16 protein-coding genes are annotated in these 14,150 nt (G+C 61.9%); 6 read left to right on the forward strand and 10 right to left on the reverse strand.

Annotation, left to right across the window (positions count from 1 at the left end):
• The first annotated feature begins 47 nt into the window (after nt 1-47).
• Complete coding sequence (locus ACM64M_RS04140) at nt 48-602, forward strand: DUF4287 domain-containing protein (protein ID WP_416227399.1); 555 nt, start codon at nt 48-50, stop codon at nt 600-602.
• A 91-nt stretch (nt 603-693) separates the two neighbouring features.
• Here ACM64M_RS04140 and glnA read toward each other — a convergent pair whose 3' ends face one another.
• The 5 genes from glnA to ACM64M_RS04165 form a co-directional block, all read right to left on the reverse strand.
• Nucleotides 694-2,103 carry a type I glutamate--ammonia ligase gene (glnA, locus tag ACM64M_RS04145; RefSeq protein WP_416227400.1) on the reverse strand — a complete coding sequence of 470 codons (1,410 nt, stop codon included), beginning with the start codon at nt 2,101-2,103 and terminating at the stop codon, nt 694-696.
• Between the two features lie 70 nt (nt 2,104-2,173).
• Entirely contained in the window at nt 2,174-2,512 is a 339-nt protein-coding gene (locus tag ACM64M_RS04150; RefSeq protein ID WP_416227401.1) for a P-II family nitrogen regulator, read from the reverse strand.
• A 236-nt stretch (nt 2,513-2,748) separates the two neighbouring features.
• Nucleotides 2,749-3,684, reverse strand: coding sequence for an N-acetyl-gamma-glutamyl-phosphate reductase (argC, locus tag ACM64M_RS04155; RefSeq protein WP_416227402.1), 936 nt, complete (start codon nt 3,682-3,684; stop codon nt 2,749-2,751).
• Between the two features lie 32 nt (nt 3,685-3,716).
• Nucleotides 3,717-4,070: a hypothetical protein gene (locus tag ACM64M_RS04160; protein WP_416227403.1), complete on the reverse strand. Its 354-nt coding sequence runs from the start codon at nt 4,068-4,070 to the stop codon at nt 3,717-3,719.
• Nucleotides 4,071-4,148: 78 nt separating this feature from the next.
• Nucleotides 4,149-5,549: a leucyl aminopeptidase family protein gene (locus ACM64M_RS04165; protein WP_416227404.1), complete on the reverse strand. Its 1,401-nt coding sequence runs from the start codon at nt 5,547-5,549 to the stop codon at nt 4,149-4,151.
• Between the two features lie 64 nt (nt 5,550-5,613).
• Between ACM64M_RS04165 and ACM64M_RS04170 the strand changes: the two genes are divergently transcribed.
• Together ACM64M_RS04170 and map are read left to right on the forward strand one after the other, a co-directional pair.
• Nucleotides 5,614-6,450 (forward strand): PdaC/SigV domain-containing protein, encoded by an 837-nt coding sequence (locus ACM64M_RS04170; RefSeq protein ID WP_416227405.1) that lies wholly within the window; start codon nt 5,614-5,616, stop codon nt 6,448-6,450.
• Nucleotides 6,451-6,489: 39 nt separating this feature from the next.
• Entirely contained in the window at nt 6,490-7,317 is an 828-nt protein-coding gene (map, locus tag ACM64M_RS04175; RefSeq protein WP_416227406.1) for a type I methionyl aminopeptidase, read from the forward strand.
• 48 nt (nt 7,318-7,365) lie between these two features.
• Here the strand turns inward: map and ACM64M_RS04180 are convergent, their stop codons facing one another.
• Both ACM64M_RS04180 and ccmA read right to left on the reverse strand, forming a co-directional pair.
• Nucleotides 7,366-8,016: a heme exporter protein CcmB gene (locus ACM64M_RS04180; RefSeq protein WP_416227407.1), complete on the reverse strand. Its 651-nt coding sequence runs from the start codon at nt 8,014-8,016 to the stop codon at nt 7,366-7,368.
• On the reverse strand, nt 8,013-8,627 hold the full coding sequence (ccmA, locus tag ACM64M_RS04185) for a heme ABC exporter ATP-binding protein CcmA (RefSeq protein ID WP_416227408.1): 615 nt from the start codon (nt 8,625-8,627) through the stop codon (nt 8,013-8,015). The genes ACM64M_RS04180 and ccmA overlap by 4 nt, the downstream gene beginning before the upstream one ends.
• Before the next feature lie 63 nt (nt 8,628-8,690).
• Here ccmA and ACM64M_RS04190 point away from each other — a divergent pair, with 63 nt between their 5' ends.
• Nucleotides 8,691-8,993 carry a 4a-hydroxytetrahydrobiopterin dehydratase gene (locus ACM64M_RS04190; protein ID WP_416227409.1) on the forward strand — a complete coding sequence of 101 codons (303 nt, stop codon included), beginning with the start codon at nt 8,691-8,693 and terminating at the stop codon, nt 8,991-8,993.
• A 20-nt stretch (nt 8,994-9,013) separates the two neighbouring features.
• On the opposite strand, the gene ACM64M_RS04195 is transcribed toward ACM64M_RS04190, so the two are convergent.
• The 3 genes from ACM64M_RS04195 to ACM64M_RS04205 all read right to left on the reverse strand — a co-directional run bounded on the left by ACM64M_RS04195 (nt 9,014) and on the right by ACM64M_RS04205 (nt 12,654).
• The gene (locus ACM64M_RS04195) at nt 9,014-9,823 is read right to left on the reverse strand and encodes an SDR family oxidoreductase (RefSeq protein WP_416227410.1); all 810 of its coding nucleotides are present in this window, start codon (nt 9,821-9,823) and stop codon (nt 9,014-9,016) included.
• Between the two features lie 181 nt (nt 9,824-10,004).
• Nucleotides 10,005-11,951 (reverse strand): S9 family peptidase, encoded by a 1,947-nt coding sequence (locus tag ACM64M_RS04200; RefSeq protein WP_416227411.1) that lies wholly within the window; start codon nt 11,949-11,951, stop codon nt 10,005-10,007.
• 85 nt (nt 11,952-12,036) lie between these two features.
• Complete coding sequence (locus tag ACM64M_RS04205) at nt 12,037-12,654, reverse strand: DNA-3-methyladenine glycosylase family protein (protein ID WP_416227412.1); 618 nt, start codon at nt 12,652-12,654, stop codon at nt 12,037-12,039.
• 109 nt (nt 12,655-12,763) lie between these two features.
• Between ACM64M_RS04205 and ACM64M_RS04210 the strand changes: the two genes are divergently transcribed.
• A complete protein-coding gene (locus ACM64M_RS04210) occupies nt 12,764-13,072 on the forward strand; it encodes a 2Fe-2S iron-sulfur cluster-binding protein (RefSeq protein WP_416227413.1) in 309 nt (102 codons plus the stop codon).
• Nucleotides 13,073-13,114: 42 nt separating this feature from the next.
• On the forward strand, nt 13,115-14,143 hold the full coding sequence (locus tag ACM64M_RS04215; RefSeq protein WP_416227414.1) for a cysteine synthase A: 1,029 nt from the start codon (nt 13,115-13,117) through the stop codon (nt 14,141-14,143).
• The last annotated feature ends 7 nt before the right edge of the window (nt 14,144-14,150 follow it).

The following is a 14,150-nucleotide window of genomic DNA, read 5'->3' on the forward strand; positions in this document are numbered from 1 at the left end:
AGCGGAAGAGCGCAATTATCATCAGTCTGAAACGGGGAGGTCATGCGATGAGCACAATCGACAAACAACTCGAAACAATGCTGGCGAATATTCCGGAAAAGACCGGTAAGCCGCTTGATCAATGGCTGGCGCAGCTGGCGCCGCTGGGTTTCGCCAAGCACGGCGAGATCGTGAAGTTCCTGAAAAGCGAACACGGTGTGACGCATGGCTTTGCCAATCTGATCGCGGCCAAAGCGCTAGAAGCCGGAGCGCGCGCCGATGCTCCGGCCGATCCGGTGGCAGAGCAGTATTCGGGCGCAAAGGCGGCGCTGAAGCCGGTCTATGACGCGGTGGTGGCCTATGCCCAGACACTGGGCGATGATGTCGAAATTGCCCCGAAGAAAGCGAGCGTGAGCCTGCGGAGGAAGAAACAGTTCGCGTTGATCACTGCGGCCACACGGACGCGGATCGACCTCGGATTGGCGCTGAAAGGGGAACCGGCGACGGGGCGGCTGGAGACTTACAACGCCATGTGCAGCCACCGCGTCCGGCTCGAAAGCCTCGCTGACCTTGATGAGGACGTGCGCGGCTGGATCGCAGAGGCTTATTCACGCGCTGGATAAACAAAGAAAAAGGCCGCCCGGTTTCCCGGACGGCCTTTTTCAATGTGGTTGAGCGAGGAGGCGGGGGGCCGGGCGGCCCCTCGCGCGCCGATCAAGAAGAGTAATACATGTCAAACTCAACCGGGCAGGGGGTCGTTTCCATGCGGATGACCTCTTCCCATTTGAGTTCGGCATAGGCTTCGATCTGGTCGATCGAGAATACATCGCCTTTAAGCAGGAATTCGTGATCCTCCTCCAGCGCTTCCAAGGCTTCGCGCAAGGAACCGCAGACGGTCGGCACGTCGGCCAGTTCGGACGGCGGCAGGTCGTAAAGGTTCTTGTCCATCGCCTCGCCGGGATGAATCTTGTTCTCGATCCCGTCGAGACCGGCCATCAGCAGCGCCGAAAACGCCAGATAGGGGTTGGCCAGCGGATCGGGGAAACGGAACTCAACCCGCTTGGCCTTTTCGCCCGCACCGTATGGGATGCGGCACGAAGCCGACCGGTTGCGCGCTGAATAGGCGAGCAGCACGGGCGCTTCGAAACCGGGCACCAGCCGCTTGTAGGAATTGGTGGTCGGGTTGGTGAAGGCGTTGATCGCTTTGGCATGTTTGATCACGCCGCCGATGTAATAGAGGCAGGTTTCTGACAGGCCGGCATATTCATTGCCCGCAAAGGTCGGCTTGCCATCTTTCCAGATCGACATGTGGCTGTGCATGCCGCTGCCGTTGTCTTCCTTGATCGGCTTGGGCATGAAAGTGGCGGTCTTGCCGTAAGCATGGGCGACCTGCTGAACCACATATTTGTAGACCTGCACCTGGTCGGCGGCCTTGGTCAGCGAACTGTAGGTAATGCCCAACTCGTGCTGCGCGGCGGCCACTTCATGGTGATGCTTGTCCATGTTCAGGCCCATTTCGAGCATGGTCGAAACCATCTCTGCGCGAATGTCCATGGCGCTGTCGACCGGGGCAACGGGGAAATAGCCGCCCTTGGCGCGCGGGCGGTGGCCCATATTGCCGTTCGGATATTCAGTGCCGGTGTTGGTCGGCAATTCGATATCATCGATTTGATAGCCCGATCCAGCATAGCCGTCTTCAAAGCGGACATCGTCGAACATGAAGAACTCAGGTTCCGGCCCGACATAGATCGTGTCGCCAATGCCGGTCGATTGCAGGTAGGCCTCTGCACGGGTTGCGGTCGAACGCGGGTCACGCGAATAAAGCTGACCGTCCGAAGGCTCTACGACGTTGCAGAACAGCACCAGCATGGGCGTCGCGCTGAACGGGTCGATATAGGCGGCGTCCATGTCCGGTTTCAGGATCATGTCGCTTTCATTGATGGCTTTCCAGCCTTCGATCGAGGAGCCGTCGAACATCAGCCCATCTTCGAGCGAATCTTCGTCCATGACCACGGCGGCCATGGTCAGATGCTGCCATTTGCCCTTGGGATCGGTGAAGCGCAGATCGACCCATTCAATCTCTTCGTCCTTGATCTGTTGCAGGACGTCTTTTGCGGTAGCCATCGTGTATTCTCCAGCTTGATGTTCGAGAGGTGCCCGCCGCATTGCGGGGGCAGGAATTTTCTGGTGTTTTCTAGATCGCGTCGTCGTCGGTTTCGCCGGTGCGGATGCGCAGGGCGCGGTCGATGGTGGAAACAAATATCTTGCCGTCCCCGATGCGCCCGGTTTGCGCAGCGGCGGCGATTGCTTCGACCACGCGGTCGGCCTGATCGTCGGTGACGATGACTTCGAGTTTCACCTTGGGCAGGAAATCGACGACATATTCCGCGCCGCGGTACAATTCGGTGTGGCCTTTTTGGCGGCCAAAACCGCGCGCTTCGGTGACGGTGATGCCGGACACGCCGATTTCATGGAGTGCCTCCTTCACCTCGTCGAGTTTGAAGGGTTTGATGATCGCCTCGATCTTCTTCACGTGGTCATTTCCCGCCCTGTTGTTGTCGCGCACATCCGGTGCTTGCAGCGCGCACCCGCGACCGATTCGATCAAGAATCGTGCCAATGCGTGTCACACTTGGGTAGCTGATCCGTGCAAGGGCGCAAGGATCATTGCCGGTGCCCGGAGGGACTAGCAAGATTGTGCAGCGCAGCGCAATGGTGCTTAACTTCGCGGCGTTTGCTGCTTAAATATTAGGCAGTTCGAGAAGGGGTGCTAGAGCCGCAGGCCGGTCGTTTCGGGCAGGCCGCACATGATGTTGAGGTTCTGGATCGCAGCGCCAGACGCGCCCTTGCCGAGATTGTCGAGCCGGGCGATGAGGCGGGCCTGATAGTCACCTTCAAAGACGAACAATTCCATCCCGTCCCAAGGCTCCGCATTCTGACGCAAGAGCAGTTCGGAAATGTCGCGCGAGCCAGAACTGACCGTCACGATCGGGCTGTCTGCATATTGCTTTTGCAGCGCGCCGAGCAGGATCGGCAGAGCGGGCTCGTCGAATTTATCGTCCAGAATTGCGTCCAAAGAGATCGGAACATCGACGATCATTCCGCGGTGAGCCGGAACGACGGCTGGTGAAAACACCGGCGCCAAGCCCAGCCCGGCATACTTTTGCATCTCGGGAAGGTGTTTATGGTCGAGCCCGAGACCATAGGCCCGAAAGGCAATCGACCGATCGGACTCGAAACGATCAATGAGAGCGTTGCCGCCGCCCGAATATCCGCTCACGGCGTTGACCGAATAAGGCCAGTCCGGCTCGATAAATTCTGCGCGCACCAAAGGCGCAACCAGCGCCAGAAATCCGGTCGGATAGCACCCCGGATTGCTCACGAACTGCGCCCCAGCGATCTTGTCGTGCCCGATCAATTCGGGAAAGCCGTAGGTCCAGCCCTCGGCCACACGGTGCGCGCTGGAGGCGTCGATGATCCGCGTGTTCGACCCTGCGGCCAGCTTCACCGCTTCCTTCGCCGCATCATCGGGCAGGCACAGGATCGCGATGTCGGCTGCGTGCAAAGCCTCGCGCCGCGCGGCCTCATCCTTGCGGCTGTCATCATCCAGCACGATCATTTCGAACTCGCCGCGCCCCGCCAGCCGGTCGCGGATTTCAAGCCCGGTGGTCCCGGCGGCTCCGTCGATGAAAATGCGCGTCGTCATGGCGCGCAGCCATAGCCGCTTCGCTCAGCGCTTCAATCGGAAAGGCAATCGGCCTTGATATAGCCGCTGGGCCCGTCCGGGCCGAGGCAGCCCCACACCCATTGCCCCGCGCTGTCGAGCACTTCCACCCGCGTTCCAGGGGCAAAGCGGTGCAGCACCGCGCTGTCATCGCGGCTGTTTTCCAGCACATCTGCGCCGTCTTTGCCGACAAATCGTTCCTGCGGGATGACGTAATGCGCCGCGAGATGTTTCCCGGCCAGCGCGATATGCGCCAGATCGCCGCGCAGCGGCAAAGTGCCGGGCGCTGGCTTTGCCACCGGTCCGGTCAGGCCGATCACCCCGGTGGGCACGTCATAAATCTGGCTTTGGCTTTCCGCCCCGCTCATTATCTTTTGAATTCCCCAGTCCCCGCTTGCCTGAGACTTTGATGAGCGCGCTTAGCCGCTGTTTACCGCTTGGGCAAGCTACCCACCGTAGCGGGTTTTGAGCATGTGCCATGCGGCGCGCAGGCCGTAAGCGGTGCCGCCCTTGGCCCGGCCCGGCTTGGGAAAGGGGCGCCAGGCAAAGGTGTCAAAATGCACCCAATCGATCGGCGTTCCGTCTTCCTTGGTGCCGACAAACCGGTCGAGGAACAATCCGGCGACGCTGGCCCCGGCGTAGGGATTGCTGTGCGAATTGGCGATGTCGGCAATGTCAGAGGCGAGATATTCGCGGTAAGCTTCTGGCAAAGGCAGTCTCCACGGTTCGTCGCCATGCGCGCGGCCAGCCTCGATCATCGCCTGCGCCGTGTCGTCGCGCCGCGCCATCATCGCGGCGTAATCGGGGCCCAGCGCCACCCGCGCCGCGCCGGTCAGCGTGGCGAAATCGATGATCAGATCGGGCTCCTCCTCACTTGCGCGGGTCAGCGCATCGCCCAGCACCAGCCGCCCTTCGGCATCGGTGTTGTGGATCTCCACGGTCAAACCCTGACGGCTGGACAGCACATCGCCGGGGCGAAAAGCGGGACCGGAAATGGCATTTTCCACCGCCGGGACCAGCAGGTGCAGCCGCACTCTCAGCCCCGCGCCCATGACCAGCCCGGCCAGCGCAATCGCATGCGCCGCGCCGCCCATATCCTTCTTCATCAGCCGCATTCCGGTCGCGGATTTGATGTCGAGCCCGCCCGAATCGAAACACACGCCCTTACCGACAATCGCCAGTATCGGCGCGTCCTTTGCGCCCCACTCCAGATGCAGCAGGCGCGGTGCGTGATGGCGTGCGGCGGCGCGACCGACCGCGTGGATCATCGGATAGCCCTGTTCCAGCGCATCGCCCTTGGTCACGGTCAGTTGCCCGCCATAGGCCTTGGCCAGCTTTTCAGCCTCTGTCTCTAGCGCGGCCGGGCCCATATCCTCTGCCGGAGTGTTGACCAGATCACGCACCAGCATTTCCGCGCTCGCTTCGGCCATGACGGCGTCGATGCGGCCCGCCTGATCGGTCAGCAAGATGCGCGGCCCGACCGCATTTTCATCCTTGCGATAACGATCGAAACGGTATTGCGCGGTCAGCCATCCGAACATTGCGGCACCCGGCTTGGCATCGATCAGCCGGTAAGTCCCGGCGGGCAGGTCTTCGGCCAGTTTGGCCAGGCACCAACTGGAAAGGTTTTCAGGATTGGCGATACCGCCGACCGCAAAATAGCTGTCGCCATCTGGCACGATCCCGGTCTGACCGGCGCTGCCTTCGAATTTCTGCGCCGTCAGGCTGGCGCGCTGCGAAAGGTTCAGCGCCCGCGACCAGCTTTCAAAGCTGTCTTTGTTCACCAGTTTGATAGCGATGGCGCTTTGCCCGCGGTCGGGCTGAATCAGGTCTTTGATTTCGGTCATGGCCTGTCCATAATCGCCGCGTCTTGCTTGTCACGCATCAATTCGGATTGGGGAACCTGCGTTTATGATTAAGCCGCTAGACTGCTTGTTTGCCGCAGGCATCCTGCCAGCGCTGATCGCGTGTTCTTCGCCGCAGGATATGGGTGAAGAAATCGCCGTGGAGGAGGGTGAAACCGCTCAGTCCGTGCTCGAACGCCGAACTGCCGCTGGGGCCAAAGCGGTCGCCTTTGAGGACAATGCCGAAAGCAGCGGCGGTGGCGCGCGCGAATTTGCCTATGGCTGGCCTGCGCAGGTGTCCGCGATCCCGGCGCTGGCCGAAATGCTGACGGCACAGCGCGATGCAGCGCTGACCGCGCAGAAATCCGAATGGGAAGCCTCGCTGGCCGAATTTGCAGGCGAGGAATGTATCAGCTGCACCAGTCGGGGTTTTGGCAAGCAATGGGAAGTGGTGGCTGACCTGCCCCGGTTCCTGTCGCTGTCGGCGCAAAGTTATATCTATTCAGGAGGCGCGCATGGCAATTCGGATTTCGATGCGCTGGTGTGGGACCGCGAATCGGCGCGGGCGTTCACCCCTGCTGAAATGTTTGCGTCCACGGCGGCGCTCGATACGGCGGTGCGAGAGGATTATTGCGCCGCGCTGGAGGATGAGCGGCGCGAGCGGCGCGGCGAATATTACTCGGCCAACGATGATGTGTTCGGCGATTGTCCGGGGGTTGAGGAATTGACCGTGCTCGTCGGGTCATCCACCGGGCGTGAGTTTGATCGGATTGGATTGCTCGCCGCGCCCTATGTTGCAGGGGCCTATGCCGAGGGTCCGTATGAAGTCACCTTGCCGGTGACCGCGCAGATTCTCGCAGCGGTCCGGCCCGAATATCGCGCAGCCTTTGCTGCGCCAGAGTAGTCCTCGCAATCGCGTGCGGGCTTCGCTATATGCTGCGGCATGACCGAATATCAGCTCATCGAAAGCGATCAGACCGTCTACCGTGACGGCACGATCAAGCTCCACACCGAAGAAGGCTTTGCCGGAATGCGCGCCGCCGGGCGGCTGGCTGCGACCATCCTTGATGAAGTGGCGAACCTTGTTCAGCCCGGCGTGACCACCGACAGCATTGACACGGCGGTGCGCGAAATGATGCTGGATGGCGGCGCGGTGCCAGCGACGCTGGGCTATCGCGGCTACACCCATTCGTGCTGCATTTCGATCAACCATGTCATCTGCCACGGGATTCCGGGGCCAAAGGTGCTGAAGGAAGGGGACATACTGAACGTCGATGTCACCCCTTTGCTCGATGGCTGGCACGGTGACACTTCGCGGATGTATTTCGCCGGAGAGCCTTCGATCAAGGCCAAGCGACTGGTCGATGTGACCTATGAATGTCTGATGCTGGGGATCGATGCGGCGGCAAAGCCCGGCGCGCGGCTGGGCGATATTGGCGCGGCGATCGAAGCGCATGCTTCGCAGTTCCGCTATGGCGTGGTGCGCGAGTTTTGCGGGCATGGTCTGGGCCGCCTGTTCCATGACGCGCCCGAAGTGGTCCACGCCGCCAAGGCAGGCACCGGGCCGGAATTGAAACCCGGCATGTTCTTCACCATCGAACCGATGATCAATCTCGGCAAGCCTTGGGCGAAAGTGCTCGGCGACGGCTGGACCGCCGTGACCCGCGACAAATCGCTGAGCGCGCAGTTCGAGCATTCACTGGCGATCACCGAGGACGGGGTGGAAATCTTCACCAAGAGCCCAACGGGCAAGGACAAACCGCCTTATTGATTGGCGCGGCCCTATCCGGGCGTGTGCTCTTTGGGATGATGACCTCGGCTAAACCTCCCGCGCCGCCCTCACCGCCGCCCCTGCTGCAAACGGCGCAATCGCCACCAGCAGCAGGCTGATCGCCGCCACGAAGCCGAGGCTCGCCGCATCCTGACGGGCGAGGGCGCCGGCTCCGAAAATCAGGATCGGCAGCGCGAGCGGGACCAGCAGCAGGCCCGACAGCGCGGCTCCGGCGCGCAGGCTCGCAGTGAGTGCGGCGATAATCAGGCCAATCGCCGCCAGCCCTGGCGTCCCCGCCAGCAAGCCCAGCAACAGCAATTGCAGCGTCGGCCCGTCAATCGCCAGCAGCGCCGCTGCGGGGAAGGCAGCGAGGATCAGCGGCGGCCCGAAACTGAGCCAATGGGCCAGCAATCGCACCGCCATCACCACCTCTTCGGTGATCCCGCGCAGCCGCAATTGATCGAACACGCCCAGTTCAATGTCTTCTGCCACCAGTCTTTCCAGCGGCAGGATCGCCGCCAGCAATGCCGCGATCCACACCACCCCGCCGCCAGTGCGCGACAGCAGATTGGCATCCGGCCCCACGGCAAAGGGATAGAGCATCGCCACTGCGACAAAAAAAACCACCGGCAGCGCCGCGCCGCCGCCTGCAAAGGGGAAGAACCGGCCCAGATCGCGGCGCAGCAGCGCGGCGATCATGCCGCTTCCCCTGTTACAGAGGGCGCGTAATCGCCCAGTTCAAGGCTGCGCAGGCCTTCGATTGCCAGCACCTGATGCGAGGCGATCACGGCTATCCCGCCGCCGCTCACATGCATCTGGATCAGCGCCGTGACTTGCGCGATCGCGGCCACGTCCAGCCCCGACAAGGGCTCATCCAGCAACCAGATCGGCACCCCGCGATTGAGCAGCGCAGCCAGCCCGGCGCGTTTCCGCTGGCCGGTCGAAAGATACCGCACCGGCACCTCCAGCAGCGGCTCCAGCCCCATCACCGCTAGCGCGCCCGACGGGTCGCTGCATCCGTCAATCCGCTGCCAGAACGCCAGCGCGCGGCCGAGCGATTGGTCGGGGTCGAGCGCGGGGCGTTCATCGAGCAGGCCAATGTCGCCCTCGTGCTGCACATTGCCCGCGAAGGGCGTTGTCAAACCGGCGAGCGCGCGCATCAGCGAGGTCTTGCCCGTGCCGTTCGCGCCGGTGATATGCAGCGCCTCTCCGCCCGTCAGCGCGAACGATAGCTTGCGAAACAGCAGCCGGTCACCGCGCCGACAGGCAATATCCTTTGCCGAGATTGCGGGTGAGACTGAACCTTGCATGCCTTGGTGCGTTAGGCAAAAGCGAGCTTTCTCACAACACTTGCCTCAAACGGAGCCGAAACGATGCCCAGCGTCCCCGAACTGACCGAAGAAGAACGCGAACAATTGCTCACCGACCATCCCCAATGGCAATTGGTGCGCGAAGGAAAAGCAATCATCCGCACATTCCAGTTCGGCGATTTCTCCGAAGCCTGGGGCTTCATGAGCCGCGTCGCATTGATCGCGGACCGCCACGACCACCATCCCGAATGGTCCAACGTCTATGCCAAGGTTGAGATTACCCTGACTACGCATGACGCGGGCAGCGAAGGTGGCCTGTCGATCCGTGATGCCAAGATGGCGCGCGCGATTGATGGGCTGGTGTAAAGCGCGGCTTCGTCCGGGTCTTATCTCCCCAGCAAACCCGCCGCAGAGCGCTGTTGCTTGCGGACCTTGCCGGGCATCCAGCGCTTGGCGAAATTGAGCTGGCGCGCGGTCTTGCCGACCAGATAATGCAGACCATCGCCGTGGACCGCGTTCCAGATCGTTTCGGCGACCTCTTCGACAGGGGTGATTTCCAGACCCGCCGCCTGCACCCGCGTGCGAATATTTTCATTGGTGCCGCGATTGCCCGTCCCGTCGAGCAGCGGGGTTTCGATAAAGCTGGGGCAGACCGATGACACTTTGATCCCGTCCGGTGCCCATTCGGCATCGAGACATTCGGCGATCCCGCGCACCGCGAATTTGGTGGCGCTGTAGACGCTCATGCCGCTGCCGCCGGTGATCCCGGCGGCGCTGGCGATATTGACCAGCGCCGATCCGGGTGCGGTCTTCTTGAGGTAGGGATAAACGGCCTGCGCGCCGTAAAGCACGCCGCGCAGATTGATATCGAGGCAGCGGTCAATCTCTTCGACTTCCAGCTCCGCCAGCGGGCCGCCAGTGCCGATCCCGGCGTTGTTGACCATCACATCAATCCGTCCGCCCGCAGCGGTGGCGGCGGATTCGAGCGCCACATCCCATGCCGCGCGGTCGCGCACGTCGAGCAGGTGCGAATATTTGAAGCCCCCCTCGATCAGCCCCAGCGTGTCTTGCATCCCGGCGGCGTTGACATCGGCAATGCACACAAACCAGCCGCGTTCAGCGAAATGACGGGCGGTGGCGCGGCCGATGCCCGATGCTCCGCCAGTGATGAAGATGCTGCGCCGCTGGTCTGTCATGTGATCCCTCTCCGATTGCGATTTGGGGGCCGGGTTTAGAAGGCAATGCTGCGGTTGTCATTCCCCTCGCGCTCTCTTTTCGTCATTGCGAGGAGCGTAGCGTTGAAGCAATCCAGAGCCTCCCGCAATGCGCTCTGGATTGCCGCGAAGCGTCGGCTTCTCGCAATGACGATTTGAACAATTACCCAGCCATTCCCTGCACATGGTCCGCGCCTTCGACCACTTCGGCGGTCGAGGGTTTCAGCACATCGCCCAGCGGTTCGGCGCGCCCGCCCAAATTCTGCGCGAGGAAATTCTCGGTAATAGCAAAGAAGCTGACCGAATTGGCAGGCTTGGCAAAGCCATGGCCTTCGTCGGGGTAAAGCACATAGGTGACGGGAATTCCGGCCTCCTTCATCGCGCCCACGATCTGATCGCTTTCGGACTGTTTGACGCGCGGGTCGTTGGCACCCTGCGCGATGAGCAGCGGCTTGGTGATGTCCTTCGCCTTGTAAAGCGGGCTGGCCGCTTTCAGCAGCGCGAGCCCTTCTTCGGTGCCGGGATTGCCCATGCGTTCGTGGAAGATTTTCACCATCGGTGCCCAATAGGGCGGAATGGTCGACAGCAGCGTTTCAAGGTTCGACGGGCCAACGATATCGACCCCGCAGGCAAACACATCGGGCGTGAAGGCAAGGCCCGCCAGCGTCGCATAACCGCCATAGGAACCGCCCATAATCGCCACTTTGTCGCGTGGTGCGATGCCCTGTTGCACCGCCCATTCGACCGCGTCGATCAGATCATCGTGCATCGCCAGCCCCCATTGTTTGTTGCTGGCGTTGATGAAGCCTTTGCCAAATCCGGTGGAGCCGCGGAAATTGACCGACAGCACGCTGTAGCCGCGATTGGCAAGCATTTGATGGATCGGGTTATACCCATAACCGTCGCGTGCCCAGGGCCCCCCGTGCACCAGCAGCACCATCGGCGTCGGCGCGGCGGGGCGTCCGCTGTGCTCAGCGTCGCTGCCTGCGGCGAGCGTCAGGTAAGACGGCAGGGTCAGCCCATCGCGGCTGGTGATCTCCACCGGGTGCATGGGTTGCAGCAGCGCGCCTTCGAGTTCGGGCCGGGTGACATAGAAAGGCTCAAGCGTGCCCGCATCGCGGTCATGGATATAGGTGCGGATCGGGGCGCTGACCGGGTCGTTCCAGACGATCCAAATGCGGTCGTCATCGGTGCGGCTCATGACCCCGAACTCGCCATGGAATTGCTGACCAAGCCAGGCGAAGCTCGCGCCCACTTCCGGGTCGATCGCGGTCCATTCGGTTTTCAGATAGGTGACGGAATAGGCCTGCACCACGCCGGTCTGCTTGTGCCTGATCGTCCCGCCAATATCGGCGCGGTCGTCCTCTGCAATCAGCGTGCGCTCGCCGCTCGCGGTGTCCTGCGCATAAAGCGCAGCGGTGTCTCGCCCGCGCCCGTCGAGCCAGTAGAGCACGCTGCCATCTACCGTGTAGCCAGAAGGGGAGGTCGTCATCGAATCCTCCATCGCGGTGGTTTCAAACGGCTCTTCCTCCACCACATTGCCCGTCACGCGGAAATAATCGGTCCCGCCTGCCTCATTCTGCGCCATCGCCATGCGCAATGTCAGCGTGTCATCGGCCATGAAATGGGCATAGGCGTTGTTTTCATACACCAGATCGAGCGCGCCGGTTGAAAGGTTGAGCCGGTGGACATCGTGCCATTGCGGATCGCGGTTGTTGAGGCCGATCAATATGTGCTGCTTGTCGATCTGAGAGGACCCGACGATCATCACGCGGGTGTCCTCGAACGGGGTCAGGCATGTTTCCTCGCCGCTGGCGATATCGACGCGGTAAAGCAGGAAATTCTCATCCCCGCCCTTGTCCTGAATATAGCCGACTGCGGTGGAATCGGGCGTCCAGAAATGTTCGCGGATAGGGCGGTCGTCGGCCTTGGTGACGGGTTTGGCATCATCGGGATTGGCGCGGGCCCCGACCCAGATGTTCATTACCCCTTCGTAAGGCGCGAGCCAGCTCAGCCACTCACCATCCGGGCTGATCTTGCCTTGCGAACGGCTGGGGTTGCCGAACAGTGACCCGCGCGGAATGAGCGGAATGGTATCGAGTGCTGGCATGGTGTCTCCCTTGGATAAGGGTGACAGCTAGGGATGGGGTTAGCGAAAAGGAAGGTCGGATCGACCGATAAGCTAGGTCCTGACCCTAAAGCGCCGGATTGGCGTAGAAATGCCAGGTGAAGATCGCCATCGCGCCCCGGTGCGGGGCCCAGCGGGTGCCCAGTTCGCGGGTTTCTTTTTCTTTGGGCCGTTCCTCCAGTTCGAGCAGCCGTTTGACGCCCTCCTGCACGGCGAGGTCGCCGGCGGGCCAGATGTCGGTGCGGCCCTCGGCGAACAACAGGTATATTTCGGCTGACCAGCGGCCGATGCCCTTGATCCTTGTAAGCTGTTCGATGGCTTCCTCGTCATCGGCGGGCAGGGCGTGGAAATCGAGTTCGCCCGCGTCCACCAATTCGCACAGGCTTCGGGCGTATCCCTGTTTCTGCCGCGACAGGCCGCAGGCGCGAAGCGTGTCGAAATCGCGTTTCAGGATACAGCCGGGGGTGAAATCCTCGCCGACCTCCGCGATCAGCTTGTTCCACATCGACGCCGCTGCCGCGACCGAGACCTGCTGACCCACTATAGTGCGCAGCAAAGTCTTGTAACCGCGATCGCGCAGGCGCGGTTCGGGATAGCCGATGCGCGCCAGCTCTGCGCCCACAAGCGCATCCTTGCCCGCCAGCGCGTCCATCTCGGCTTGGATAATCTCGGCTGTCAGACCCACTGGCTAATCCTCTAGGTTGCCTTATTCAGGGGAACGTCCTAGCGCACCCGCGATTTAATCCAAGCGTGCAACCTTGCGCTCAACCTTTTGAAGAGGACATTGTAAGCCCATGCCCAAGCTGGTCGTCACCAATCGTGAAGGCGAAACGAGCGAGATCGAGGTCGAAGACGGCCTGACCGTGATGGAAGCGATCCGCGACAACGGTTTTGATGAATTGCTGGCGCTGTGCGGCGGATGCTGTTCCTGCGCGACCTGCCATTGCTACATCGAAAGCGACGCGCTGCCTGAAATGAGCGAAGACGAGGACGATCTGCTCGAATCCTCGGACCACCGCAAGGAAGGCTCGCGCCTGTCGTGCCAGATCCCGTTCACGGCTGAACTCGACGGGCTCAAGGTCACTATCGCGCCGGAAGATTAAAGTTGTTTGCGGGCGCGCGGGTGACGTCCTAATTCACCGGGTATGAACATCACCAGACCCTTTGGCGATACGCTCGCCCTCATTGGCAACACGCCGCTGGTCCGCCTTGCCGGGCCGAGCGCGGCGGCAGGCTGCGACATCTGGGGCAAGTGCGAATTTGCCAACCCCGGCTCATCGGTGAAAGACCGCGCGGCGCTGTATATGATCCGCGATGCAGAAAGCCGCGGCGAACTCTTGCCCGGCGGGACCGTGATCGAAGGGACAGCGGGCAACACCGGCATTGGCATCGCGCTGGTGGCCAATGCGCTGGGCTATAAGACGGTGATCGTCATGCCCGACAATCAGTCGAAAGAGAAAATGGACACGCTGCGGGCACTGGGCGCACAATTGGTGCTGGTCCCGCCGACCAAATATTCCGACCCCTGCCATTTTCAGCACGTCTCGCGCCGCATGGCCGAAGAGACAGACGGCGCAGTGTGGGCCGGGCAATTTGACAACACCGCCAATCGCCGCGCGCATATCGAAGGCACTGCGAAAGAGCTGTGGGAGCAGACCGGCGGCGCAATCTCCGGCTTCACCTGCGCAGCGGGCACCGGCGGGACGATTGCGGGCGTGGGTATGGGGCTGAAGGAAATGAACCCCGACATCCGCATCGCGTTGACCGATCCGCACGGCGCAGCGCTGTATAATTATTACGCCCACGGCGAATTGAAAGCCGAAGGCTCCTCGGTCGCCGAAGGGATCGGGCAGGGCCGCATCACCGCCAATCTCGAAGGCGCGCCAATCGACACACAATTCCGCATTTCAGATGAGGAAGGGCTGGTGTGGACCGGGCGATTGCTGCGCGAGGAGGGGCTGTGCCTGGGGCTGTCGTCGGGCATCAATGTCGCGGGCGCGATTGCGCTGGGCAAGCAATTGGTGGCCGAGGGTCAGGATAATCCGCAGGTCGCCACGATCCTGTGCGACACCGGGTTCCGCTACCTCTCGACGCTCTACAATCCCGAATGGCTCGCGGCCAAGCACTTGCCGGTGTTCGACTGGCTCGAAACAGCCGCGCCGCCGCGCGATTGATCGACAG

The organism is Qipengyuania sp. ASV99 (assembly GCF_047872805.1).
Taxonomy (GTDB): Bacteria; Pseudomonadota; Alphaproteobacteria; order Sphingomonadales; family Sphingomonadaceae; genus Erythrobacter.

Bases quoted from the DNA above. Each gene is read 5' to 3' on its own strand.
- ACM64M_RS04140 (WP_416227399.1), top strand. From the start codon at position 48: ATGAGCACAATCGACAAACAACTCGAAACAATGCTGGCGAATATTCCG.
- glnA (WP_416227400.1), bottom strand. From the start codon at position 2,103: ATGGCTACCGCAAAAGACGTCCTGCAACAGATCAAGGACGAAGAGATT.
- argC (WP_416227402.1), bottom strand. From the start codon at position 3,684: ATGACGACGCGCATTTTCATCGACGGAGCCGCCGGGACCACCGGGCTT.
- ACM64M_RS04160 (WP_416227403.1), bottom strand. From the start codon at position 4,070: ATGAGCGGGGCGGAAAGCCAAAGCCAGATTTATGACGTGCCCACCGGG.
- ACM64M_RS04165 (WP_416227404.1), bottom strand. From the start codon at position 5,549: ATGACCGAAATCAAAGACCTGATTCAGCCCGACCGCGGGCAAAGCGCC.
- ACM64M_RS04170 (WP_416227405.1), top strand. From the start codon at position 5,614: ATGATTAAGCCGCTAGACTGCTTGTTTGCCGCAGGCATCCTGCCAGCG.
- map (WP_416227406.1), top strand. From the start codon at position 6,490: ATGACCGAATATCAGCTCATCGAAAGCGATCAGACCGTCTACCGTGAC.
- ACM64M_RS04180 (WP_416227407.1), bottom strand. From the start codon at position 8,016: ATGATCGCCGCGCTGCTGCGCCGCGATCTGGGCCGGTTCTTCCCCTTT.
- ccmA (WP_416227408.1), bottom strand. From the start codon at position 8,627: ATGCAAGGTTCAGTCTCACCCGCAATCTCGGCAAAGGATATTGCCTGT.
- ACM64M_RS04190 (WP_416227409.1), top strand. From the start codon at position 8,691: ATGCCCAGCGTCCCCGAACTGACCGAAGAAGAACGCGAACAATTGCTC.
- ACM64M_RS04195 (WP_416227410.1), bottom strand. From the start codon at position 9,823: ATGACAGACCAGCGGCGCAGCATCTTCATCACTGGCGGAGCATCGGGC.
- ACM64M_RS04200 (WP_416227411.1), bottom strand. From the start codon at position 11,951: ATGCCAGCACTCGATACCATTCCGCTCATTCCGCGCGGGTCACTGTTC.
- ACM64M_RS04210 (WP_416227413.1), top strand. From the start codon at position 12,764: ATGCCCAAGCTGGTCGTCACCAATCGTGAAGGCGAAACGAGCGAGATC.
- ACM64M_RS04215 (WP_416227414.1), top strand. From the start codon at position 13,115: ATGAACATCACCAGACCCTTTGGCGATACGCTCGCCCTCATTGGCAAC.